This is a genomic window from Streptomyces sp. NPDC020747 (genome assembly GCF_044334695.1).
In the GTDB taxonomy this organism is placed as follows: Bacteria; Actinomycetota; Actinomycetes; order Streptomycetales; family Streptomycetaceae; genus Streptomyces.
Genome location: NZ_JBIRTJ010000002.1, coordinates 306,267 through 328,785, shown reverse-complemented (window position 1 = coordinate 328,785; position 22,519 = coordinate 306,267). Strand labels below are relative to the sequence as shown.

The window sequence follows — 22,519 nt, the reverse complement described above, 5'->3', positions numbered from 1 at the left end:
CCAAGCCGTCGCAGACTCCCCGTTCGGGTGACGTACGGACGGAGTCACCCCGCACGACCCCACCCCGCGCATAACCTGCGCACCGCGACACCGCGCCGGGGGCGCCCTCGCATCGGGGAGGGGAACTGCATGCCGCACACCGCAACGAAGCCAGGAACGGTCACACCGGAGACGACACCACCGGAACCGGTCCTCACCCGCCCCCGAGGACGCCACCGCAAACCCCGCCCCCGCCGCGTCCTGCTCGCGGTGGGCGGCCTCGCCCTGGCCGCGGGAGCCCTGAGCCTCCTGCGAATGGCACCCCACCCCACCGGCGGAGACACCGGCGTGGAGGCCACGGACATCGACCCCAGCGCGGCCGGCTCGACGGAGAACCCGCTCCAGGACGACGCGGGGGCGGTCCCGGTAGCCGCACCACCCACGGCGGACGCGTCCCCCTCGGCCGCAGCCGCCACGGGGCCCTCGGGAGCCACATCCGAACCGACCAGGTCGAACGGGCTGAACAAGCCCAACGAGCCTTACGGACCGAACGGAGCGTCCACCCCGGGCGCACGGAGCGGAGCCACATGGCCGGCCGGAATCCCCGGACCGGCCGCAGGCCCCCGCAACCCAGCCCCCAACCCCTCCGGCGCCCTCCAGGACGCCCGCCGCCCCATCACCGCCACCCCGCCGGCCCGAGCGGGACAACAACCGGCGGCGCCCCGACCCCCCGCCGCCACACTCCCAGCCCCCGCGCCCGCCCCGACACCCCCCGGCGCACCGCAGAACCCCGCCCGCCCGGGCGCAGGCCTGTGCGTACCGATCGTGGGCCTGTGCTTCGACGGAAACGACAGGTAGGCGACAGGTAGGCGGCAGGTAGCGACAAGCGGGGAAAGACCGGACAACCGCTAGTTACTGCGCCGCCTGAGCTGCCACGGCTCGACCACGCCCAGTCCCCGCACCGCCCGCTGCCACATCGGCTGGAGCACGAAGCGGTACGACGGCGGCTCCTCGCCCTCCTTCTCCGCGGCGGCGGCTTCGTCGGCGGCAGCGGCCTCGGAGACGGGCGCGTCGCCGGTCCGGGTGAGCTCCTCGGCGAACGCCCCGTCGACCAGGACGGCGTCCTTCGGAGCTATCGAGGTCAGCCGGGACGCGAGGTTGACGGTCGTACCGAAGACATCGCCCATCCGGGTCGTCACCGTGCCGAAGGCGATGCCGACGCGCAGCTCGGGCATCGTCTCGTCGCCGGCCATCGTCTCGATCAGCCGCAGCGCGATCTCGGCGGCGACACCCGCGTCGTCGGCCGCGTACAGCACCTCGTCGCCCAGCGTCTTGATCAGGCGCCCGCCGTGGGCGGCCACCAGGTCCGCCGCGGTGGTCTCGAAGGCCTCGACGAGTTCGCCGAGTTCCTCCTCCTCCATGCGCCGGGTCAGTCGCGTGAAGCCGACGAGGTCGGCGAAGCCGACGGCGAGCCGCCGGTCGACCATCTCCTCGTCGTCCGCGGCCTGCACGACGCGGCCGGTCGCGGCGGCGAGCTGGCGCCGCCAGACATAGACGAGGAACTCCTCCAGCTCGGGCAGGAGCAGCTCGACGAGGGGGTACGTGACCTCGGTGCGCGTCATGCCCGGTTCCGGGGGCTCGGTCAGGCCCTCCAGGAAGGAGTCGATCTGCCACTCGGCCAGCCGCGCGGTGGTCTGGCCGGTCGAACGGGCGACCTGGACCGCCATCGCCTCGCTGAGCAGCCCCGCCTCGACCAGACCGGAGAGCCGGCGCAGGGCCAGTACGTCGGCCTCCGTGAGCGCCTTGGCCTGGCCGATGTCCGCGAAGCCCATGGCCCGCCAGAAACGGGTGGCCAGCTCCACGGAGACGCCCGCGCTGCGGGCGGCCTGGAAGGGGGTGTAGCGGCGCTCGGCACCGAGGATGAGCTGTTCGAGACGCAGGGCCAGCGGATCCTCCTCGGAGGCGGCGGCCTGCACCTCCGCACGGTCGGCCCCGTCACCCCGCCCCGCGATTTCACCCCGGCCCGAGGTCTCCATCAGGCTTGAGCCCTCCACCCGGCCCGAAGCCCCCATCGGGCTTGAGCCCTCCGCCCGGCCCCTGGCCGACGTCCCGCCCGGCGCCTCCGCCTGACCCGCCTGATCCGGGCGATCCATCCGACTCGGCAGATCTGGCCGATCCGTCCGTCCCAACTGATCCGACGCCTCGGGTGCACTGGGCGGCCCACCCGGCGTCTCCGTCTCCGTCCGGTCCGGCGTCTCCGCCCGGGCCGTTCGGCCGTCCTGCGCGTCCACTCGGTCCTGCTCCTCCACCCGCGCGTGCGCCTCGGCCCGATCGATCCGTGCGGCCGCCGTGTCGGCGACAGGCCCGGTGGTACGCCCCGGCTCACCGTCGGAGGCGGTGTCACCCGTGCCGGAGCCCGTGTCGTCGACGGTCACGCCTGCTGCCCTTCCGATCTGCCGCGGTCAGGTATCGACCGGCCTCAACTCTACGGCAGGTGTGCTCTGGCTCACTCCCGGCCGTCGAGGCCGGACGGCCCGAGGCCCGCTCCTCCCGCGTGGGTCCGGCGGCCCACCCCCACTCGTACGGCTCGTACGCGCTCCTTGCTCACCACCAGGCACAACAGGCATGACGAGCACGAAGTGTCCGGCGCGTCCCTGCGGGCACAGCCGTCACCGGTCCCCCGTGTCGCCCGCGTCTCCCTCGTCCCCCGCCGGCCGCAGATGCACGATGTCCCCCGCTCCCACGGGCTGCTGCACGCCCTCCGCCGTGGCCAGGACCAGCCGTCCGTCGCCGTCCACGGCCACCGCCTCCCCGGTGATCGACTTCCCGCCGGGCAGTTCGGCCCGTACGACCCGCCCGAGGGTGGCGCATCCGGCGGCGTACGTGTCCTGGAGGCCGGACCTGGCCGGGTCGCCGCCCACGCTGCGCCACTTCTCGTACCACTGGCCGAGGGAGCGGAGCACGGCCCGCAGGATCGTGTCACGGTCCGTGGTCGTCGCTCCCGCGAGGACGAGCGAACCCGCGCCGGGCACGGGCAGCTCGTCCTCGCGGAGCGTGACGTTGATGCCGATGCCGACGACGACCGCGTCGGGCCCGGCGCGCTCGGCGAGGATGCCGCCGGTCTTGCGTTCCTGGCCGTCCACCGTGACGAGCAGGTCGTTGGGCCACTTGAGGGCCAGGTCGACCCCGGCCGCGCGGGACAGCGCGGTGGCCGTCGCGACCCCGGTGAGCAGCGGCAGCCAGCCCCAGCGCTCGACCGGCACCTCGGTCGGTTTCAGCAGGACGGAGAAGAAGAGGCCCGAGCGGGGAGGTGCCGTCCACCGGCGGTCCAGGCGCCCGCGCCCGGCGTCCTGCTCCTCGGCGACGAGGACCGCGCCCTCCTCCGCCTTGCCGTCGGTGGCGAGGGCGACGAGGTCGGAGTTGGTGGAACCGGTGTGCTGCACGACGTCGACAGCGCGCCAGAGCCCCTCGTGCCCCCCGTTGCGCACGAGCGCGCGGCGCAGGGCCACGGCGTTGAGCGGGGGACGGTCCAGGTCGGACCACCGATTGCTGTTCGCGTCTGAGTCGTCTCGCGGCGTCATGCAACCCACCCTAGGTGTGGTAAACGCCGCACTGCCGAACGCTGGGCACGCCACTACTCTACGGATGAGTAGCCAACCCCCCTGCTGAGCACCACCCAGGACCGTTCAGCACGTCTGAAGCACCTCTGATGAAGCACCTCTGAAGCACCTCGTGTCACCTCACCCTCACGTCCCCACTGAGCAGGCAGGGAGCCGCATCCCGATGTCCGAGCCGGAACAGCAGCACGAGATCGACATCCACACCACCGCGGGCAAGCTCGCGGATCTGCGGCGCCGCATCGACGAGGCGACGCACGCCGGCTCGGCGCGTGCCGTCGAAAAGCAGCACGCCAAGGGCAAGTTGACGGCTCGTGAGCGGATCGAGCTGCTGCTGGACGAGAGCTCCTTCGTCGAGTTCGACGAGTTCGCGCAGCACCGCTCGACGGACTTCGGCCTGGAGAACAACCGCCCGTACGGCGACGGGGTCGTGACCGGTTACGGCACGGTGGACGGGCGCCCGGTCGCCGTGTTCTCCCAGGACTTCACGGTCTTCGGCGGCGCGCTCGGCGAGGTCTACGGCCAGAAGATCATGAAGGTGATGGACTTCGCGCTGAAGACCGGCTGTCCGGTCATCGGCATCAACGACTCGGGCGGCGCCCGTATCCAGGAGGGCGTCTCGGCGCTCGGCATGTACGGCGAGATCTTCCGCCGCAACACCCACGCCTCGGGTGTCATCCCGCAGATCAGCCTGGTCGTCGGCCCGTGCGCGGGCGGTGCGGTCTACTCCCCCGCGATCACCGACTTCACGGTGATGGTCGACCAGACCTCGCACATGTTCATCACAGGACCGGACGTCATCAAGACGGTCACCGGCGAGGACGTCGGCTTCGAGGAGCTGGGCGGCGCGCGCACGCACAACGCGGTGTCGGGCGTGGCCCATCACATGGCGGGCGACGAGAAGGACGCGATCGAATACGTCAAGTCGCTGCTGTCCTACCTCCCGTCGAACAACCTCAGCGAGCCGCCCGCCTTCCCGGAGGAGGCGGACCTGGCGCTGACGGACGAGGACCGCGAGCTGGACACGCTGATCCCGGACAGCGCGAACCAGCCGTACGACATGCACACGGTGATCGAACACGTCCTGGACGACGCCGAGTTCTTCGAGACCCAGCCGCTGTTCGCGCCGAACATCCTCACCGGCTTCGGCCGGGTCGAGGGCCACCCGGTGGGCATCGTCGCCAACCAGCCGATGCAGTTCGCGGGCTGCCTCGACATCGACGCGAGCGAGAAGGCGGCCCGCTTCGTCCGCACCTGCGACGCCTTCAACGTCCCGGTCCTCACCTTCGTGGACGTGCCGGGCTTCCTGCCGGGCGTCGACCAGGAGCACACGGGCATCATCCGCAGAGGCGCGAAGCTGATCTACGCGTACGCGGAGGCCACCGTCCCGCTGATCACGGTCATCACCCGGAAGGCCTTCGGCGGCGCGTACGACGTCATGGGCTCCAAGCACCTCGGTGCCGACCTCAACCTCGCCTGGCCGACCGCCCAGATCGCCGTGATGGGCGCGCAGGGCGCAGTGAACATCCTGCACCGCCGCACCATCGCCGCGGCCCCCGCCGACGAGCAGGAGGCCACCCGGGCCCGCCTGATCCAGGAGTACGAGGACGCCCTCCTCAACCCCTACGCGGCTGCCGAGCGCGGGTACATCGACGGTGTGATCCTGCCGTCCGACACCCGCTCCCACGTCGTACGCGGCCTGCGGTCGCTGCGTACGAAGCGGGAGTCCCTGCCGCCGAAGAAGCACGGCAACATCCCCCTGTAGGACGCCGGTCGAGAGCAGACGAGTCGAGAGCGGGAACGTTCATGATCAAGGTCGTACGGGGCAACCCGACCCCCGAGGAGCTGGCCGCCGCACTGGCGGTGGTCCGGGCCCGCGCCGCGGCGGCGGCTACCACTCCGCCCGGCGCGACACCGGAACGGACGGCATGGTCCGACCCGTCCAGGGTGGCCCAGAGGCGCCTGCCCGCACCGGGCCCACGGACATGGGCCCGCACCTTCTGGCCCGGTTAGACGGCCGCGCCAAGCCGCGGCGCACCCGCGGTCAAAGAACACCAGCGACGGCTTCGGCCATCACCTCGTACCCGACGTCGTTCGGGTGCAGGTGATCGCCGAAGTCGTACGCCCCGCGCAGCACATCCGGCGAGTCGGGATCGCCCAGGGCCCGGTGGAGATCGACGACCGCGTCGTACTCCCCCGAGCAACGGATCCACTCGTTCACCTCGTGACTCACCTTCGCCGCCCGCTCACCCCAGTGGTCGGACCCGCCGAAGGGAAGCAGGGTCGCACCGACGGCCCGCACCCCGCGAGCCCGTGCCTGCCGTATCAACTCCCGGTGTCCCGCGACGAGTTCGCCCACCTCCACAAGGGGCGCGGGCCGATACGTGGGCTGCTCGTCCGTCTCGCTGAAGCCGATGTCGTTGAGGCCCAGCAGAACGACGAGCGTGTCGACGCCCGCGAGCGCGAACACGTCCCGCTCCACTCGCCGGACGCCCTTCTCCCCGTACCAGGCCGAGTCGTTGAGCAGCAGGTTCCCGCCGATGCCCGCGTTGAGCACGGGCCGTCCGGTGCGCTCGGTGAGGGCGTCGGACCAGCGCCGGTTCGCACCCGGCGTGGACCCGAACCCGTCGGTGATCGAGTCGCCGAACAGGACGACGGCGTCCGTACGCCCCGCTGAGACGTCGACGCCGGACAGGAAGTACCAGGACTCGCCGGCCTCGTCGAATGCCTCGCCCCCGGTGTCCTCCAGGAGGTCTCCCGCGCCCCGGTAGCTGGTGGCGAAGGCCTGTGCGTGGAAGGTCGCGGGCCCGGTGACGGCGTCCAGGTGGAGGGTGACCGTCACCGATTCGCCTGATTCCAGGGCGAGTTCGGCCGCGTCGCCGACGATCTCCCCGCGTGCGGGCACCTCGACGGACGCGGCCCCCGCGAAGGTGAGCCGCCGGACCGAGTCCGGCCGCACGGCGGCTCCGCGGGCCGTACGCGCGACCGTCGCGCCCGCGATCCGGAGCGGCGAGATCCCGTACGCGTTCGAGAGGCGGATACGGACCCGGTCGCCGCCCGCGGCAAGGCGGACGACCTGACGCAGGGACTGCCGCCAGAAGCCCTCCTGCGACCAGTTGGGCGTGAAGCCCGTACTGGGCAGCTGGGGCGAGGCGGTCCAGGCGGTGGTGAACACGGCGCATCCCTCCCTGAGAGGATCAGGACCCTTCCCTAATGGAATCAGAGTCCCTTTAGTGATGTCCGGAACGGTAACAGGGAGGCGGGCCCTAATGGAACCCCAGACCCTTTTACTCAAAATGAGTACGCGTACTCAGGCGCCCGCGCCCACGACGGAGTCACGATCGTTTACATGCTGTGGTCCGACCCCGAGAACGAGCCGCCCAAGGAACTGCGCGACATGCAGGACATGTTGCGGCGGCTGGGCATTCTCCTCGCGCTGGCCGCGGTGCTCGCGATGATCGTGCTCGGCGTGATGTGAGCCGCCGCGGACCCGCCGATACCCTGGCCGCATGACTGATCAGCCACGCCGCCGACTCGTCCTCGCCTCCCAGTCCCCCGCCCGGCTCGGACTGCTGCGCCAGGCCGGACTCGCCCCCGAGGTCATCGTCAGCGGGGTCGACGAGGACGCCGTGAGCGCCCCGACCCCCGCCGAACTGGCGCTCGCGCTGGCCGAGGCCAAGGCGTCCGTCGTGGCGGCGAGGCCGGAGATCAAGGGCGCCCTGGTGATCGGCTGCGACTCGGTGCTCGACCTGGACGGCGAGGCGCTCGGCAAGCCCGCCGACGCCGAGGAGGCGACCGCCCGCTGGAAGGCCATGCGTGGCCGCGCGGGCACGCTCCAGACCGGGCACTGCGTCTGGGACACGACGGCCGGGCGCCACGCCTCGGCGGTCGCCTCCACCGTGGTCCGCTTCGGCGAGCCGAGCGACGCCGAGATCGCCGCGTACGTCGCCTCGGGCGAGCCCCTCCATGTCGCGGGGGCCTTCACGCTCGACGGCCGCTCGGCCGCGTTCATCGACGGCATCGACGGCGACCACGGCAACGTCATCGGGATCTCGCTGCCGTTGGTACGCCGTCTGCTGGCCGAACTGGGTGTCGGCATCACGGAGTTGTGGACCCCGCGCGAGAAGTGACGCACGGGACGGGCGGGACGGGCGGTCAGGAAGTCGAGGGCGCCGCAGGCGGGACGACCGGCGTCCCGCCGTTGCCCCCGTTCGCGGTGCCACCGTCCGCACCGCCGCCGGTCGCACCACCGTCCGGCTTGGCGTCGTCCGGCCCGGCGTCGGAGACGGTGCCCTCGCGACGGTCGTACGTCATGAAGATGAGCACGATCAGTCCGAGCACCACCATCATGAAGGCGAAAGCGCCCCAGCCCACCAGTCCCACCGTGAACGCGCCGAGCAGGGCGTGCACCACCGCGGCGCTGAACAGCAGGATGCGGCCGACGCCGGCCGGGGCGCGGTCGCGCAGGGCCACGCGCAGGGCGACGACACCGCAGAGCGCGAAGTACAGGCCGAAGAGCAGGCCGGCGACCTTCGAGGACGTGGACATCACGTCCGAGTCGAGCCCGGCCAGGGACATGTCCTGCCGGTCCACGACGATCCCCATGAACCAGTTGACCAACGCGATGCCCATCGCCTCCGCGAAGAGCACGATCGCGGTCACCCATGCCACCGGTCTGCGCACCACCGGTCCCCACCCACTTCCGACTGCCGCTCGACCAAAGCTGTTGTTACCTCAAGTACGTTCGGGACAGCCTGCACGCTACTAACCGGTAAACCCGGGGACAAGGGATCGGCGAAGGGCAAAGATTCGTTGGGCCATTCGTAGGGACTCCACAAAGAAACGGAGTGGGGCGCAGCACGCTCTCACAGAGACCTTGGCCACATCGGAGGGCTAGGGTTCTTGGGAAGCCCCCTGCGTACCGCGGTGCGACAAGGGATTTCGCGGGCGAGCGGGCCTCGTATCACGCTCCGTGTGGGCAAGCTCACCATCGGGGACGGGTCGATACGTCGTGTCGGCAGTCCCTAAACTCGGCTTGTTTCAAGGAGAGGGAGCCAACGTGCGCAAGGTGTTGATCGCCAACCGTGGCGAAATCGCTGTTCGTGTCGCCCGGGCGTGCCGAGACGCCGGCATCGCGAGCGTGGCGGTGTACGCCGAGCCGGACCGGGACGCACTGCATGTGCGGGCCGCGGACGAGGCGTTCGCGCTGGGCGGTGACACCCCCGCGACCAGCTACCTCGACATGACCAAGGTGCTGCAGGCGGCCAAGGACTCCGGCTCGGACGCCGTCCACCCCGGCTACGGTTTCCTTTCCGAGAACGCCGACTTCGCCCAGGCCGTCCTGGACGCCGGGCTGATCTGGATCGGCCCGCCGCCGCAGGCCATCCGCGACCTGGGCGACAAGGTCGCCGCCCGCCACATCGCGCAGCGCGCCGGCGCCCCGCTGGTGGCCGGCACCCCGGACCCGGTGTCCGGCGCCGACGAGGTGGTGGCCTTCGCCGAACAGCACGGGCTGCCCATCGCCATCAAGGCGGCCTTCGGCGGCGGCGGGCGCGGCCTGAAGGTGGCCCGCACCCTCGAAGAGGTCCCGGAACTCTATGACTCGGCGGTCCGCGAGGCCGTCGCCGCGTTCGGTCGCGGCGAGTGCTTCGTCGAGCGCTACCTCGACAAGCCGCGGCACGTGGAGACCCAGTGCCTGGCCGACAGCCACGGCAACGTGGTCGTCGTGTCGACGCGTGACTGCTCGCTGCAGCGCCGGCACCAGAAGCTGGTCGAGGAGGCGCCCGCGCCGTTCCTGTCCGACGAGCAGGTCGCCGAGCTGTACTCGTCCTCGAAGGCCATCCTCAAGGAGGCCGGTTACGTCGGCGCGGGCACCGTCGAGTTCCTGGTCGGCACCGACGGCACGATCTCCTTCCTGGAGGTCAACACCCGTCTGCAGGTGGAGCACCCGGTGACCGAGGAGGTCGCCGGCATCGACCTGGTCCGCGAGATGTTCCGTATCGCCGACGGCGAGGAACTGGGCTACGGCGACCCGGAACTGCGCGGCCATTCCTTCGAGTTCCGCATCAACGGCGAGGACCCGGGCCGGGGCTTCCTGCCCGCCCCCGGCACCGTGACCGTGTTCGCGCCGCCGTCCGGTCCGGGCGTGCGGCTGGACGCGGGCGTGGAGACCGGCAGCGTGATCGGCCCGGCCTGGGACTCCCTGCTCGCCAAGCTGATCGTCACCGGCGCCACCCGCGAACAGGCCCTGCAGCGGGCCGCCCGCGCACTCGCCGAGTTCAACGTCGAGGGCATGGCGACCGCGATCCCCTTCCACCGCGCGGTGGTCGAGGACCCGGCGTTCGCCCCCGAACTGACCGGCTCCAGCGACCCGTTCACGGTCCACACCCGCTGGATCGAGACCGAGTTCGTCAACGAGATCAAGCCGTTCGCGGCCCCCGCGGACACCGAGGTCGAGGACGAGCCGGGCCGCGAGACGGTCGTCGTCGAGGTCGGCGGCAAACGCCTGGAAGTCTCCCTGCCCGTCTCCCTGGGCATGTCGCTGGCCCGTACCGGCCTCGCGGCCGGCGCCAAGCCCAAGCGCCGCGCGGCCAAGAAGTCCGGCCCGGCCGCCTCCGGCGACACCCTCGCCTCGCCCATGCAGGGCACCATCGTCAAGGTCGCCGTCGAGGAGGGCCAGGAGGTCAAGGAGGGCGACCTCGTCGTCGTCCTGGAGGCCATGAAGATGGAGCAGCCCCTCAACGCCCACCGCTCCGGCACGGTCAAGGCCCTGTCCGCCGAGGTCGGCGCCTCCGTCACCTCCGGCGCCCTCATCTGCGAAATCAAGGACTGACCCACACCCACCGTCCCGAGGCGCCCGACGAACAGGATCAGCCTGTCCGCCGGGCGCCTCGGGTTCGGAGCCTGGTCAGGGGCGCGGGGCTGTGACATATGCGGCTCCGCCGCGTGGGCGCGACCAGCCACAACGCACCCGCAGCCCCCGAACGAAGACAATGGGCAGACGAGTTGGGATCGGGCAACCACATCCCACCCCCGGCACGCAGGAGAGGCGAGGTGAATCACATGGCCAAGCCACCGGCAGGTATGCGCGCCGACGCCCGCCGCAACCACGAGCGACTGGTCTCCGAGGCCCGGACGGCGTTCGCCGAGTTCGGCGCGGACGCCTCCCTGGAGGACGTGGCCAGACGGGCCGGAGTGGGCATCGGCACGCTCTACCGGCACTTCCCGAACCGTCACGCCCTGCTGAGCTCGGTCTTCTCGGACGCGGTGAGCGATCTCCTCGACCTCTCACGCGAACTGCTGAACGACCCGCAGCCGTGCACGGCGCTCGTGGCATGGCTGCGCGCCATCATCACTCATGCGGGTGAGTACCGCGGTCTGTCCCGAGCACTCATGGCGGCCTCGCACGACGACGCCTCGGAACTCGCCCGGTGCAGTGGTCCGATGCGTGAGGCGGGCAGCGCCCTGCTCGCCCGTGCGCAGCGGGCGGGCGCCGTGCGCTCCGACGTCTCCATCGGCGACCTGCTCCAGCTGACCAACGCCATCGCGCTGGCGGCCGAAGAGACCCCGGACGATCCGGAGTTGGCCGACCGCCTGCTGACACTGACCCTGCGGGGCCTCAAGGCCTGACGCCCCGCAACACCGAGCGCACGTACCGCCGATACACGTACTGCCGACACGCACACGGACGACGTACGTACTGCCTGCCGCACTGCCGTGGCCGCACTTCCCGACGTACGAACTGGACCGTCGTCCGTCAGGATCCGGGCCGGGCGGGCAGCCGCCCCTCAGCGTCGGCGCAGGTCCGCGACCCGCGCCCGCTCGCTCTGGGGCTGTTCCCCCAGAACCGCGGCCGCGCTGCGCAACTGCGGGCCCGCGCCGCCGGGTACCTGGCCACGCCTGGGGCCGGGGAGCGGCACGTCCCGGCGCGGCGGCTGACGCCCCGCCGGGACCGTATCCCCGCCCGCACCGCCCGCTCCGGCCACCGCGATCTGTACGCCCTGGTCCGCCAGGGCCTGCAGTTCGGTGCCCGCGCGGTCGTCGTGGGCGGGCGGCTCGTCGGTGACGAGCCGGGTGATCACGTCGGTCGGCACGGTCTGGAACATCGTGTCGGTGCCGAGCTTGGTGTGGTCGGCGAGGACGACGACCTCGGAGGCCGCCTGCACCAGCGCGCGGTCGACGGACGCCGACAGCATGTTGGAGGTGGACAGGCCGCGCTCGGCGGTCAGTCCGCTCCCCGACAGGAAGGCCCGGGAGACCCGCAGCCCCTGGAGGGACTGCTCGGCCCCGCTGCCGACCAGGGCGTAGTTGGAACCGCGCAGGGTGCCGCCGGTCATCACGACCTCCACGCGGTTGGCATGGGCCAACGCCTGGGCCACCAGCAGGGAGTTGGTGACGACGGTCAGACCGGGAACACGAGCGAGCCGACGGGCCAGCTCCTGTGTCGTGGTTCCCGCCCCCACCACAATGGCCTCGCCCTCTTCGACGAGACTTGCGGCGAGATCGGCGATTGCCGTCTTCTCGGCGGTCGCGAGATGAGACTTCTGCGGAAAGCCGGACTCCCGCGTGAACCCGCCCGGCAATACCGCACCGCCATGCCGGCGGTCGAGGAGTCCTTCTGCCTCCAGTGCGCGCACGTCCCGCCGTACGGTCACTTCGGAGGTCTGGACGACGCGGGCGAGCTCACGGAGCGACACGGCCCCATTCGCTCGCACCATTTCGAGGATCAATTGGCGACGTTCTGCAGCGAACACGAAACTGACAGTAACCCCAACGACCGTCTGCTTTCAGCAGTTTGCGCCGAATAACAGAAGTTGTTCGCACCGCAGGGCACGAAGTGGTATACGCGCCTAATCGCTGCGCCTATGCCGCGCGAATGGGCGGCGACTCACCGTCACCAATGGGCCGACGATCCCCGTGACCAGCGGGGAACGGTCTTTCGCCGTCAGGATTCGCCCTCGGTCTTCCGGGTGTGCAGCTGCCGGGCCACCTCGGCGATCGAGCCTGACAGGGACGGATACACGGTGAAGGCGTTCGCGATCTGTTCGACGGTCAGGTTGTTGTCGACCGCGAGCGAGATCGGGTGGATGAGTTCCGAGGCGCGCGGCGAGACGACCACACCGCCGACGACGATCCCGGTGCCCGGGCGGCAGAAGATCTTGACGAAGCCGTCGCGGATGCCCTGCATCTTGGCGCGCGGATTGCGCAGCAGGGGCAGCTTGACGACCCGGGCGTCGATGACACCGCCGTCGACGTCCGCCTGGGAGTAGCCGACGGTCGCGATCTCGGGGTCGGTGAAGACGTTCGACGAGACCGTCTTGAGGTTCAGCGGGGCGACCGCGTCGCCGAGGAAGTGGTACATGGCGATCCGGCCCTGCATGGCGGCCACGGACGCGAGCGCGAAGACGCCGGTCACGTCACCGGCGGCGTACACGCCAGGGGCGGTGGTCCTGGAGACCTTGTCGGTCCAGATGTGGCCGGACTCGCGGACCCGGACACCGGCCTCTTCGAGACCCATGCCGTGGCTGTTCGGGATGGCGCCGACGGCCATCAGACAGTGCGAGCCGGTGATGACCCGGCCGTCGGCGAGCGTCACCTCGACGCGGTCGCCGACGCGCTTGGCGGACGCGGCGCGCGAGCGGGCCATGACGTTCATGCCGCGCCGCCGGAACACGTCCTCCAGGACGGCGGCCGCGTCCGGGTCCTCGCCAGGCAGCACGCGGTCGCGGCTGGAGACGAGGGTGACGCGGGAGCCGAGGGCCTGGTAGGCACCGGCGAACTCGGCACCGGTGACACCGGACCCGACGACGATGAGCTCCTCGGGCAGCTCGTCGAGGTCGTAGACCTGCGTCCAGTTGAGGATCCGCTCCCCGTCCGGCTGCGCGTCGGGCAGCTCGCGGGGGTGCCCGCCGGTGGCGATGAGCACGGCGTCGGCGACGAGCGTCTCCTCGCTGCCGTCCGCGGCCTGTACGACGACCTTTCGCGACCCGTCCAGGGCCTGCATGCCTTCGAGCCGCGCGCGGCCCCGGAGCACCCGGGCCCCGGCGCGCGTCACGGAGGCGGTGATGTCGTGCGACTGGGCCAGCGCGAGCCGCTTCACACGGCGGTTGACCTTCCCGAGGTCGACACCGACGACCCGCGCGGGCGCGTCGATGTGAGGAGTGTCATCGGCGACGATGATCCCCAGCTCCTCGTACGACGAGTCGAAGGTGGTCATCACCTCCGCCGTCGCGATCAGGGTCTTCGACGGGACGCAGTCGGTGAGCACCGACGCCCCGCCCAGACCGTCGCAGTCGACGACGGTCACCTCCGCGCCGAGCTGGGCGGCCACCAGGGCCGCCTCGTATCCGCCGGGTCCGCCACCAATGATCACGATCCGAGTCACGTACTCCATTGTCCCGCACGCTTCAAGGTGCTTCCGCCCGGGGGCCGCCGACGGGGCCGGAATCACAGGATCCGGGTGACGCGGTCACGGGCTCCAGGCCTCTCGGGTACGAAATCCCGGCGGCCGGGATACGGAATCCGGGTGCTCCGGTTACGGGAGTGGCGCACGCGTCCGCTGCCGTACCCTCGATCCATGTCGCTCTACGCCGCGTACGCCGGCAATCTCGACCCGCGGCTCATGACGCGCCGCGCTCCGCACTCGCCGCTGCGCGCCACGGGGTGGCTGAACGGCTGGCGGCTGACGTTCGGCGGCGAGCACATGGGCTGGGAGGGCGCGCTGGCCACCATCGTCGAGGCCCCGCGCTCGCAGGTCTTCATCGCCCTGTACGACATCGCGCCCCCGGACGAGGAGTCCATGGACCGCTGGGAGGGCGTCGGCCTGGACGTCTACCGGCGGATGCGGGTACGGATCCACACGCTGGAGGGCGAGGAGGCCGCGTGGGTCTACGTCCTCAACGGCTATGAGGGCGGTCTCCCCTCGGCCCGCTACCTCGGCGAGATCGCGGACGCGGCGGAATCGGCGGGGGCCCCGCACGACTACGTGATGGAGCTGCGCAAGCGTCCCTGCTGACCGCCTCGGCGGCCTTCGGCGGAAACAACAAGACAACGATCGCAATCCCGTGACCATCACCATCTACGCGCGTAGGCCCGGACCGGCTACCCTCGTGCGCGTGAACGCATCTCTTCTTCCGGACGACATCCAGGGCGACCCGTACGCCGCCGCCGACGCCGCCGCCGTGCGCGTACGGGAACTGACGGGCGCCGAGACCCACGACGTCGCTCTCGTGATGGGCTCCGGCTGGGCACCGGCCGTTGACGCCCTCGGCGACCCCGCGGCCGAGTTCCAGGTCACCGAGCTGCCCGGCTTCCCGCCGCCGGCGGTCGAGGGGCACGGCGGCAAGGTCCGCTCGTACGAGATCGGCGACAGGCGCGCGCTCGTGTTCCTGGGCCGCACCCACTTCTACGAGGGCCGCGGTGTCGCCTCCGTCGCGCACGGCGTCCGCACCGCCGTGGCCGCCGGCTGCAAGACGATCGTGCTGACCAACGGCTGCGGGGGGCTGCGCGAGGGCATGCGGCCCGGGCAGCCGGTCCTCATCAGCGACCACATCAACCTGACGGCGGCGTCGCCGATCGTCGGCGCGAACTTCGTCGATCTGACGGATCTGTACTCGCCGCGGCTGCGCGCGCTGTGCAAGGAGATCGACGGGACCCTTGAGGAGGGGGTGTACGCGCAGTTCCCCGGGCCGCACTATGAGACGCCCGCGGAGATTCGGATGGCGCGGGTGATCGGGGCGGACCTGGTGGGGATGTCGACGACTCTTGAGGCCATCGCGGCGCGTGAGGCGGGTGCGGAGGTGCTCGGCATCTCCCTCGTCACCAACCTCGCGGCCGGTATGACCGGCGAGCCCCTCAACCACGAGGAGGTCCTCCAGGCGGGCCGCGACTCCGCCACTCACATGGGTGCGCTGCTGACCCAGGTCCTGGACCGCCTTTAGTCCTTCAGGGGCTCCGCCCCCCGAACCCCCGCTCCTCAAACGCCGGAGGGGCTGAGGATTTCGCAGCCCGGGCCGACACCTTCAGCCCGTCGTGGGGGTCCCCCCGCTCGAGCGAAGCCGAGAGTGGGGGAGTTTGAGGACGAGGCCGTTCAGGCCGATAGAGGGGGTCTGGGGGCGCAGCCCCCAGGGACGACGACAAAGAGAGAGGTTGACCTGACGTGCAGGACGGACTCATCGCGCGGGCCAAGGCATGGCTGGCCGAGGACCCCGACGCGGAAACCCGTGAGGAACTCGCCAAGCTGATCGACGCCGAGGACACGGCGGAGCTCGCCGCACGCTTCAGCGGCACCCTCCAGTTCGGCACGGCGGGCCTGCGGGGCGAGCTGGGCGCCGGCCCGATGCGGATGAACCGCTCGGTCGTCATCCGCGCGGCCGCCGGCCTCGCCGCGTATCTCAAGGCCAAGGGAGAGACGGACGGCCTCGTCGTCGTCGGCTACGACGCCCGCCACAAGTCCGCCGACTTCGCCCGCGACACGGCGGCGGTCATGACGGGCGCGGGCCTGCGCGCCGCCGTACTCCCCCGACCCCTCCCCACGCCCGTACTCGCGTACGCCATAAGGCACTTGGGCGCGGTGGCGGGCGTGGAGGTGACGGCCAGCCACAACCCGCCGCGCGACAACGGCTACAAGGTCTACCTCGGCGACGGCTCCCAGATCGTGCCCCCGGCGGACGCCGAGATCGCCGCGGAGATCGCCGCGATCGCGAACCTGGCAGACGTCCCCCGCCCGGACTCCGGCTGGGAGACCCTCGACGACGACGTCCTGGACGCCTATCTGGAGCGTACGGACGAGGTACTGGCCGCCGGCTCCGCGCGTACGGCCCGGACGGTCTACACGGCGATGCACGGTGTCGGCAAGGAGACCCTCCTGGCGGCGTTCGCCCGGGCCGGCTTCCCGGCACCGGTCCTCGTCGCCGAACAGGCCGACCCCGACCCGGACTTCCCGACCGTCGCCTTCCCCAACCCGGAAGAGCCCGGCGCGATGGACCTGGCCTTCGCGAAGGCCCGCGAGACCGACCCCGACCTGATCATCGCGAACGACCCGGACGCGGACCGCTGCGCGGCGGCCGTCAAGGACGGCGGGGGCAGCGGGGACTGGCGCATGCTGCGCGGCGACGAGGTGGGCGCGCTCCTCGCCGAGCACCTGGTCCGCCGGGGCGCGCGGGGCACGTTCGCGGAGTCGATCGTCTCGTCCTCCCTGCTCGGCCGGATCGCCGAGAAGGCGGGCCTGCCGTACGAGGAGACGCTGACGGGCTTCAAGTGGATCGCCCGGGTGGAGGATCTGCGGTACGGCTACGAGGAGGCGCTGGGCTACTGCGTGGACCCCGAGGGCGTACGGGACAAGGACGGCATCACGGCCGCCCTCCTGATCACGGAACTGGCCTCGGAGCTCAAGTCCCAGGGCCGTACCCTCCTCGACCTCCTCGACGACCTCGCGGTCGAGCACGGTCTGCACGCCACGGACCAGCTCTCGGTCCGCGTGGACGACCTGTCCCTCATCTCGGACGCGATGCGCCGTCTGCGCGAGCAGCCGCCCACGCGGCTCGCGGGCCTGGCCGTCACCAAGGCCGAGGACCTGACGAAGGGCACGGACACGCTCCCGCCCACGGACGGCCTGCGCTACACGCTGGACGGCGCCCGCGTCATCGTCCGCCCCAGCGGTACGGAGCCGAAGCTCAAGTGCTACCTGGAGGTCGTGGTCCCCGTCGGCACCCACGAGAACCTCCCGGCGGCCCGCGCGAAGGCGACGGAACTCCTGGCGACGATCAAGCGGGATCTCTCGGCGGCGGCCGGCATCTGAGGACCTGGAGAGCCTGACGGATACCCGACGGGGGCCAGGTCGCACACCGCGGCCCCCGTCGGACACCCCATGTCAGCGGCCAGGCGTCACAGGCCGTACCGGCTCTTCAGATGGCGCCAGAAGTCCCGGAACATCCACTTGTCGAACTCCGTTATCTGGGCTGCGCTGCCCGCCTTCATGAGGAAGCAGCACTGGCCGGTCGGGGTCCAGTCGTAGAAGTCGTCGAGGCCGAAGGTGTGGCCGACCTCGTGCAGGTAGATGTGGATGTTCTCCTGCGACAGGGCGCCCGTGAAGTACTCCTGGCCGACGCGCTGGCCCCAGTCGCCGCCGGCGCCGCCCTGGAAGCCCTTGGTGAGCCAGAGGGACTGGTCGTAGTGGCGGGCCGCGCCGCCCGGACAGCGGGAGTAGTTGCCGTCCTGGTGGAAGAAGCGGCCGCAGTCGGGCGCGCACTGCGGGGCGCCGCCCTCGTCGAGGCCGGTGTAGACGTCGACGGAGTTGTCGGTCCACTGGAGGGTCGAGCGGTTCTTCACCGCCCAGCCGACGATGTTGACCGGCACGTTGGTGTACGGCCAGGCGTTGTGTCCCGTGCCGTTGTCCACCATTGCGGCCGTCCACTTGCCGAACTGCTTCTTCAGGGCGGCATGGATCCGGTCGCGCAGCTCGGTGCTGACCGGGGCGTCGGACTCCCAGCGGACGCAGTAGTTGATGCTTCCCCGGTTGGCCATGACCTGGTCCCAGCCGTAGTTGCGGAAGCCGTAGAGGTCCGGGTAGGTGGTCGAGACGTGGTTCCACACCTCGTTCAGGGGCTGTACGAGGTTCGCGGGCGGGTTCCACACGTCGGCGGCCTTCGCGGGGGACGCCGAGGTGAAGGGGGTGGCCACCAGCGCGACCAGGGCGGCGAAGACGGTGACCAGACGTGCCAAGTGTCTGTGCACGGTGAACTCCCTTGGTGGGGGACGGGATTTCACCCTCAGGTCGCCGCCGAACCGGCGAAGGTTGCCGCCGAACCGGCGAAGGTTGCCGCCGAACCGGCGAAGGTTGCCGCCGAACCGGCGAAGGTTGCCGCCGAACCGGCGAAGGTCGCCGGTCGGGCACGACCGGCTTCGGCCGCGCGTTCCCGCTCACCCCGGTCTCGGCCTCGGTCTCGGCCTCAGCCCCACACCACCAGCACCGCCGCCCACACCAGACCCAGCAGCACGGCCAACGGCCAGAGCGGGCGCCCCCGTTCGGGTGCCGTGCTCTCCCCGGTGGGCCGCAGCGCGGGATCCGTGCGCATGGCGGTGAGTTCGGCCGCCAGGGCGTCGTAGGGATGGACCAGACCCTGCCGTCGCTCGAACCACGCCCAACGCGGCGCCGCGACCGACCAGTTGTCGCCCCGCCAGCGGAGCTTCAGTTCGAAGGACTGACGGCGTACGGAGCGGATGTCGTCCCAGGGGACGTGCTGAGGGCCGCGCAGTCCGGTGACCCACAGGCCCGAGCGGTCCGCGGTGATGCGCCAGGCGAGCTTCACCGGGACGCGTACGACTCCGTAGAGACCGAGTACGCCGAGGAGTGCCAACTTCCAGACGGGCATTGCGGACTCGGAGAACCACAGCCCGACGAACCAGGCACCCCAGAGCACGAGCAGCGCCGCGGCCACCCAGTCGAGCCAGCCCGCACGCCAGCGGCGGACCGGGACGGGCGACCGGTCGACGACCAACTCCCGTGCCTGCTCCTCCAGTTGACGGTTCTGCTCCTCGCGGGCCTTCTCCTTGGCCGCCCGTCTCATGCCCGCGCTGGGCGACAGCGGCCGGACCGGGCTCGTCGACCACTCCGTGAGCGGCGGCTGGTCCGGGTCCTCGTCGGCGCTGACGACCACGAGTTCGGCGCCGTCGAAGGGAGCGCCGTAGAGGACGGCCTCGCGGACCGGCCCGGGGGTGTCGTCGTCCACCGCGTCGAGGAGCCGCTCCAACTCCTCGTCGTCCGCTTCGCCATCCTCCTCGTCGTCCTCGTCGTCGTCCGGCTCCTCACTGTCGTCGTACGACGTCAGGTCCACCGTGAAGAGCGGGCGCAGCGCGGCGAGGTCGTCCGCCGCGTACACCTCCGTGGTGCCCTGCGCGTCGTCGCGTACGAGGACGCGCAGTACGGGCGCGGGGGCCCGGCGCAGGGCGAGGGCCCGGTGGCGGCCGAGCCACGCCGAGGCCAGGGCGGTCATGGCGAGCCCGGCCAGGTAGATGGCCACGACCCAGGAGCCCCGCTGGTCGTCGGCCGTGCCCCACAGACCCGCGGTGGCACCGATGAGCACGCCGAGCACGAGCACGGTGAGACCGAGCGGGAGCAGGAAACGGCCACGCTGGAGCACGGCGTCCGCGTCCGGGGTACGTGCCGTGGTGTCCCCGGCCGCCTCCAGCGCCCGTTCGAGCTGACGGCTCCGGGCCCGCAGGCGTACGGCGACGGCGGCCCAGGTGACCACGACGACGAACGCCACGACGGCGGTCACGACCCGCGGCAGCGACGGCGCCTCCAAGGCGAGCACCAGCAGCAGGACGGGCGCGCCGGCCCAGACCAGCTCGGGCCGTGCGAGCACCCACAGGACGTACACCGCGAACCCCGCCGCGACGAACGGCCACAGTCCGCCGAGCATCGCCGCCCAGGCGCCCGCGCACAGCGCGAAGGTGGACACCGCTGCCGCGATCGACCTGCGCACCCGCAGGAACGACCAGCGCGGAGGCAGCGCGGCCGACCAGACCCCGGCCCGCCCGGCCGTCCAGTCCCGGCAGCCGTCGGGTATCGCGGCCACGGGCAGTCGCAGCGGCTCGTCGTACGACACATGCACTCCTGGATCGCGTGGGAACGCCGGTGGTGACACCGGCGCCGGCACAGGTGGTGACAGTAGCGACCGGACGCCCCTGCCCGAACCACCGGACCGCCGCCGCCCCCACCGGGGCACCGCCCTCTCGTACGGCCGGACGCGCCCATCGCCTCAAACCGCCGAGGGCGTCGAGCCACGAAAGCCGAGAGAACCCTCAAGAACCCGCCAGGGACGAGCGCGCCCCCGACGGCCCGGCCGGCCGGGATGCTGTCGGCGAATCGCCAAACGAGAGCCAAGTGTGCGCACAGTCCCAGCGACACGCCGTCTGCACGGCGTGTCGCTGGGACTCTCACACCACTTGACAACCGGTGACGGGATTCAGCAATAGCATCCAGCCGGGCTTGGTGGCCTCAGCCCACCGTCAGCAGGATCGCCAGCAGTACGGCACCGGCCGCCGCGGGGGCCATGATCTCGTACGCCCACCGCACCGATGCCTCGCCCTGTGCCCGCGGGTCCTTGCTCCGGGCCTCCAGCAGCTCGCGCAGTTCCTCCATGATCTGGTCGCCCGCGGCCCGCACCGGTCCGGCGGCCACCGCCGCGGCATGGTGCTGCTGCCCGCCACGAACGGCCGCCGCGGACCCGCGGGCCTCCCCGCGCGCCTCCCCGCGGGCCTCCCCGCGCGCCTCCCGCCGGGCCGCACGCTTGCGGCCCCGCAGCGAGACGGGCACGGCCCACACCTGGTACTTGGCGCCGGCCGTGTCGAGCACCTCGTTCGAGTAGCCCGACCTGAACCCCTCGACCGTCCCCCAGGGCAGCACGATCACCCGGAAGGGGTTGCGGACACGCAGCCGCTGCTCGTTGGCGTACACAGCCGGACGCACGGTGAACGCGAGCACCAGCGGAACCAGGAAAAGCAGCGCGGCCAGCGCCACCCACGGCGCCCGCCCCTCACCGGTGACCAGCGCGTCGATCCCGAGCCACCCCGCGATCGCGAGCAACAGCACCCCACCCGCGATACCGGAGGGCGACCGGTAGACCCGGTCCTTGAACTGAGGATCCGGTGTCTCCGGTACGGTCGGCTGCTGGTCGGGCGTCGTCATACCCCGATTCTGCCCGACGCCACCCAGGATCGATTTCCAGCCCCTCCAACACCGAGCCATTCAGCCCCTCCACCGGAAATCTCAACCCCTCCGACCGCCCGCACTTCAGCCCCTCCGGCGTTTGAGGAGCGGGGGTTCGGGGGCGGAGCCCCTGAGTAGGTGACGGGATTGGGTAGGGGCGGCGGGGGCGAATCCAATGCACGCACCCACCCGCACCCTCACCCACCCCCAGGGCTGTACAGCCGCTACGCGCGTAGATATGCTCGTCTGGTGACCATGCCCACCACTGCACCCGCAGCACACGCACTCACAGAAGTGACCGCGTCCGACAGCACACTGCGCCGCTTCCTCCACGGCCTCCCCGGCGTGGACGCGGTCGGCCTGGAGGCGCGCGCCGCCTCACTCGGCACGCGCTCCATCAAGACGACCGCGAAGGCGTACGCCATCGACCTCGCCATCTCGATGGTCGACCTGACGACGCTGGAAGGCGCGGACACCCCGGGCAAGGTCCGGGCGCTCGGCGCCAAGGCGGTCCGCCCCGACCCCACGGACCGCACGGCCCCGTCGACCGCCGCCGTCTGCGTCTACCCCGACATGGTGGCCACCGCCAAGGAGGCCGTCGCCGGCTCCGCCGTGAAGGTCGCGTCTGTCGCGACCGCCTTCCCGGCCGGCCGCGCCGCGCTCCACGTGAAGCTGGCCGACGTGCGGGACGCCGTCGCCGCGGGCGCCGACGAGATCGACATGGTCATCGACCGCGGAGCGTTCCTCGCGGGCGACTACGCGAAGGTGTACGAGGAGATCGTCGCCGTGAAGGAGGCCTCCGGGGCGGCCCGCCTCAAGGTCATCTTCGAGACGGGCGAGCTGTCGACGTACGACAACATCCGCCGCGCGAGCTGGCTCGGCATGCTGGCGGGGGCGGACTTCATCAAGACGTCCACCGGCAAGGTCGCGGTGAACGCGACTCCCGCGAACACCCTGCTGATGCTGGAGGCGGTCCGCGACTTCCGCGCGCAGACCGGCGTACAGGTCGGCGTGAAGCCCGCCGGCGGCATCCGCACCAGCAAGGACGCCATCAAGTTCCTGGTCGTGGTCAACGAGACGGCGGGCGAGGACTGGCTGGACAACCACTGGTTCCGCTTCGGCGCGTCCTCGCTCCTGAACGATCTGCTGATGCAGCGGCAGAAGCTGGCCACCGGCCGCTACTCCGGCCCCGACTACGTGACGGTGGACTGAT

At 71.4% G+C, this 22,519-nt stretch carries 20 protein-coding genes; 11 read left to right on the top strand and 9 right to left on the bottom strand.

Features of this window, described 5'->3' with window-relative positions:
- Positions 1 to 129 precede the first annotated feature (129 nt).
- Entirely contained in the window at positions 130 to 837 is a 708-nt protein-coding gene (locus tag ACH4YP_RS06540) for a hypothetical protein (RefSeq protein ID WP_398489654.1), read from the top strand.
- Between the two features lie 50 nt (positions 838 to 887).
- Here the strand turns inward: ACH4YP_RS06540 and ACH4YP_RS06535 are convergent, their stop codons facing one another.
- Positions 888 to 2,015 (bottom strand): adenylate/guanylate cyclase domain-containing protein, encoded by a 1,128-nt coding sequence (locus tag ACH4YP_RS06535; RefSeq protein ID WP_398490020.1) that lies wholly within the window; start codon positions 2,013 to 2,015, stop codon positions 888 to 890.
- 633 nt (positions 2,016 to 2,648) lie between these two features.
- Positions 2,649 to 3,560, bottom strand: coding sequence for a biotin--[acetyl-CoA-carboxylase] ligase (locus tag ACH4YP_RS06530; RefSeq protein ID WP_361069362.1), 912 nt, complete (start codon positions 3,558 to 3,560; stop codon positions 2,649 to 2,651).
- A 202-nt stretch (positions 3,561 to 3,762) separates the two neighbouring features.
- Between ACH4YP_RS06530 and ACH4YP_RS06525 the strand changes: the two genes are divergently transcribed.
- Both ACH4YP_RS06525 and ACH4YP_RS06520 read left to right on the top strand, forming a co-directional pair.
- On the top strand, positions 3,763 to 5,361 hold the full coding sequence (locus ACH4YP_RS06525; RefSeq protein ID WP_361069365.1) for an acyl-CoA carboxylase subunit beta: 1,599 nt from the start codon (positions 3,763 to 3,765) through the stop codon (positions 5,359 to 5,361).
- A gap of 41 nt (positions 5,362 to 5,402) precedes the next feature.
- Positions 5,403 to 5,609, top strand: coding sequence for an acyl-CoA carboxylase epsilon subunit (locus ACH4YP_RS06520; protein ID WP_398489653.1), 207 nt, complete (start codon positions 5,403 to 5,405; stop codon positions 5,607 to 5,609).
- 31 nt (positions 5,610 to 5,640) lie between these two features.
- On the opposite strand, the gene ACH4YP_RS06515 is transcribed toward ACH4YP_RS06520, so the two are convergent.
- Positions 5,641 to 6,771: an SGNH/GDSL hydrolase family protein gene (locus tag ACH4YP_RS06515; protein ID WP_398489652.1), complete on the bottom strand. Its 1,131-nt coding sequence runs from the start codon at positions 6,769 to 6,771 to the stop codon at positions 5,641 to 5,643.
- Positions 6,772 to 6,945: 174 nt separating this feature from the next.
- Between ACH4YP_RS06515 and mmpB the strand changes: the two genes are divergently transcribed.
- Positions 6,946 to 7,074, top strand: coding sequence for a morphogenic membrane protein MmpB (gene mmpB / locus ACH4YP_RS06510; protein WP_107102526.1), 129 nt, complete (start codon positions 6,946 to 6,948; stop codon positions 7,072 to 7,074).
- A gap of 31 nt (positions 7,075 to 7,105) precedes the next feature.
- On the top strand, positions 7,106 to 7,726 hold the full coding sequence (locus ACH4YP_RS06505; protein WP_398489651.1) for a Maf family protein: 621 nt from the start codon (positions 7,106 to 7,108) through the stop codon (positions 7,724 to 7,726).
- Positions 7,727 to 7,751: 25 nt separating this feature from the next.
- Here ACH4YP_RS06505 and ACH4YP_RS06500 read toward each other — a convergent pair whose 3' ends face one another.
- Entirely contained in the window at positions 7,752 to 8,282 is a 531-nt protein-coding gene (locus tag ACH4YP_RS06500; protein WP_361069375.1) for a hypothetical protein, read from the bottom strand.
- 373 nt (positions 8,283 to 8,655) lie between these two features.
- Here ACH4YP_RS06500 and ACH4YP_RS06495 point away from each other — a divergent pair, with 373 nt between their 5' ends.
- Together ACH4YP_RS06495 and ACH4YP_RS06490 are read left to right on the top strand one after the other, a co-directional pair.
- A complete protein-coding gene (locus ACH4YP_RS06495; protein ID WP_361069378.1) occupies positions 8,656 to 10,428 on the top strand; it encodes a biotin carboxylase N-terminal domain-containing protein in 1,773 nt (590 codons plus the stop codon).
- 230 nt (positions 10,429 to 10,658) lie between these two features.
- Positions 10,659 to 11,225 carry a TetR/AcrR family transcriptional regulator gene (locus tag ACH4YP_RS06490; protein ID WP_398489649.1) on the top strand — a complete coding sequence of 189 codons (567 nt, stop codon included), beginning with the start codon at positions 10,659 to 10,661 and terminating at the stop codon, positions 11,223 to 11,225.
- A 158-nt stretch (positions 11,226 to 11,383) separates the two neighbouring features.
- Here the strand turns inward: ACH4YP_RS06490 and ACH4YP_RS06485 are convergent, their stop codons facing one another.
- Both ACH4YP_RS06485 and ACH4YP_RS06480 read right to left on the bottom strand, forming a co-directional pair.
- Complete coding sequence (locus ACH4YP_RS06485) at positions 11,384 to 12,349, bottom strand: DeoR/GlpR family DNA-binding transcription regulator (RefSeq protein WP_361069384.1); 966 nt, start codon at positions 12,347 to 12,349, stop codon at positions 11,384 to 11,386.
- Positions 12,350 to 12,540: 191 nt separating this feature from the next.
- A complete protein-coding gene (locus tag ACH4YP_RS06480; RefSeq protein WP_361069387.1) occupies positions 12,541 to 13,989 on the bottom strand; it encodes an NAD(P)H-quinone dehydrogenase in 1,449 nt (482 codons plus the stop codon).
- Positions 13,990 to 14,172: 183 nt separating this feature from the next.
- Between ACH4YP_RS06480 and ACH4YP_RS06475 the strand changes: the two genes are divergently transcribed.
- The 3 genes from ACH4YP_RS06475 to ACH4YP_RS06465 all read left to right on the top strand — a co-directional run bounded on the left by ACH4YP_RS06475 (position 14,173) and on the right by ACH4YP_RS06465 (position 17,394).
- A complete protein-coding gene (locus ACH4YP_RS06475; RefSeq protein ID WP_361069390.1) occupies positions 14,173 to 14,610 on the top strand; it encodes a gamma-glutamylcyclotransferase in 438 nt (145 codons plus the stop codon).
- A gap of 100 nt (positions 14,611 to 14,710) precedes the next feature.
- A complete protein-coding gene (locus tag ACH4YP_RS06470) occupies positions 14,711 to 15,535 on the top strand; it encodes a purine-nucleoside phosphorylase (protein ID WP_398489647.1) in 825 nt (274 codons plus the stop codon).
- A gap of 218 nt (positions 15,536 to 15,753) precedes the next feature.
- Positions 15,754 to 17,394, top strand: a complete 1,641-nt coding sequence (locus ACH4YP_RS06465; protein ID WP_398489646.1) for a phospho-sugar mutase — start codon at positions 15,754 to 15,756, stop codon at positions 17,392 to 17,394.
- Positions 17,395 to 17,480: 86 nt separating this feature from the next.
- Here the strand turns inward: ACH4YP_RS06465 and ACH4YP_RS06460 are convergent, their stop codons facing one another.
- The 3 genes from ACH4YP_RS06460 to ACH4YP_RS06450 all read right to left on the bottom strand — a co-directional run bounded on the left by ACH4YP_RS06460 (position 17,481) and on the right by ACH4YP_RS06450 (position 21,285).
- Positions 17,481 to 18,329, bottom strand: coding sequence for a hypothetical protein (locus ACH4YP_RS06460; RefSeq protein WP_361069398.1), 849 nt, complete (start codon positions 18,327 to 18,329; stop codon positions 17,481 to 17,483).
- 215 nt (positions 18,330 to 18,544) lie between these two features.
- On the bottom strand, positions 18,545 to 20,203 hold the full coding sequence (locus tag ACH4YP_RS06455; RefSeq protein ID WP_398489645.1) for a hypothetical protein: 1,659 nt from the start codon (positions 20,201 to 20,203) through the stop codon (positions 18,545 to 18,547).
- A 392-nt stretch (positions 20,204 to 20,595) separates the two neighbouring features.
- The gene (locus ACH4YP_RS06450) at positions 20,596 to 21,285 is read right to left on the bottom strand and encodes a PH domain-containing protein (protein ID WP_398489644.1); all 690 of its coding nucleotides are present in this window, start codon (positions 21,283 to 21,285) and stop codon (positions 20,596 to 20,598) included.
- Positions 21,286 to 21,561: 276 nt separating this feature from the next.
- Between ACH4YP_RS06450 and deoC the strand changes: the two genes are divergently transcribed.
- A complete protein-coding gene (gene deoC / locus ACH4YP_RS06445) occupies positions 21,562 to 22,518 on the top strand; it encodes a deoxyribose-phosphate aldolase (RefSeq protein WP_361064316.1) in 957 nt (318 codons plus the stop codon).
- Position 22,519: the final 1 nt, after the last annotated feature.

Excerpts from the sequence above, each read along its gene's own strand:
- ACH4YP_RS06540 (WP_398489654.1), top strand. The coding sequence starts at position 130 with ATGCCGCACACCGCAACGAAGCCAGGAACGGTCACACCGGAGACGACA.
- ACH4YP_RS06535 (WP_398490020.1), bottom strand. The coding sequence starts at position 2,015 with ATGGAGACCTCGGGCCGGGGTGAAATCGCGGGGCGGGGTGACGGGGCC.
- ACH4YP_RS06530 (WP_361069362.1), bottom strand. The coding sequence starts at position 3,560 with ATGACGCCGCGAGACGACTCAGACGCGAACAGCAATCGGTGGTCCGAC.
- ACH4YP_RS06525 (WP_361069365.1), top strand. The coding sequence starts at position 3,763 with ATGTCCGAGCCGGAACAGCAGCACGAGATCGACATCCACACCACCGCG.
- ACH4YP_RS06520 (WP_398489653.1), top strand. The coding sequence starts at position 5,403 with ATGATCAAGGTCGTACGGGGCAACCCGACCCCCGAGGAGCTGGCCGCC.
- mmpB (WP_107102526.1), top strand. The coding sequence starts at position 6,946 with ATGCTGTGGTCCGACCCCGAGAACGAGCCGCCCAAGGAACTGCGCGAC.
- ACH4YP_RS06505 (WP_398489651.1), top strand. The coding sequence starts at position 7,106 with ATGACTGATCAGCCACGCCGCCGACTCGTCCTCGCCTCCCAGTCCCCC.
- ACH4YP_RS06490 (WP_398489649.1), top strand. The coding sequence starts at position 10,659 with ATGGCCAAGCCACCGGCAGGTATGCGCGCCGACGCCCGCCGCAACCAC.
- ACH4YP_RS06480 (WP_361069387.1), bottom strand. The coding sequence starts at position 13,989 with ATGGAGTACGTGACTCGGATCGTGATCATTGGTGGCGGACCCGGCGGA.
- ACH4YP_RS06475 (WP_361069390.1), top strand. The coding sequence starts at position 14,173 with ATGTCGCTCTACGCCGCGTACGCCGGCAATCTCGACCCGCGGCTCATG.
- ACH4YP_RS06450 (WP_398489644.1), bottom strand. The coding sequence starts at position 21,285 with ATGACGACGCCCGACCAGCAGCCGACCGTACCGGAGACACCGGATCCT.
- deoC (WP_361064316.1), top strand. The coding sequence starts at position 21,562 with ATGCCCACCACTGCACCCGCAGCACACGCACTCACAGAAGTGACCGCG.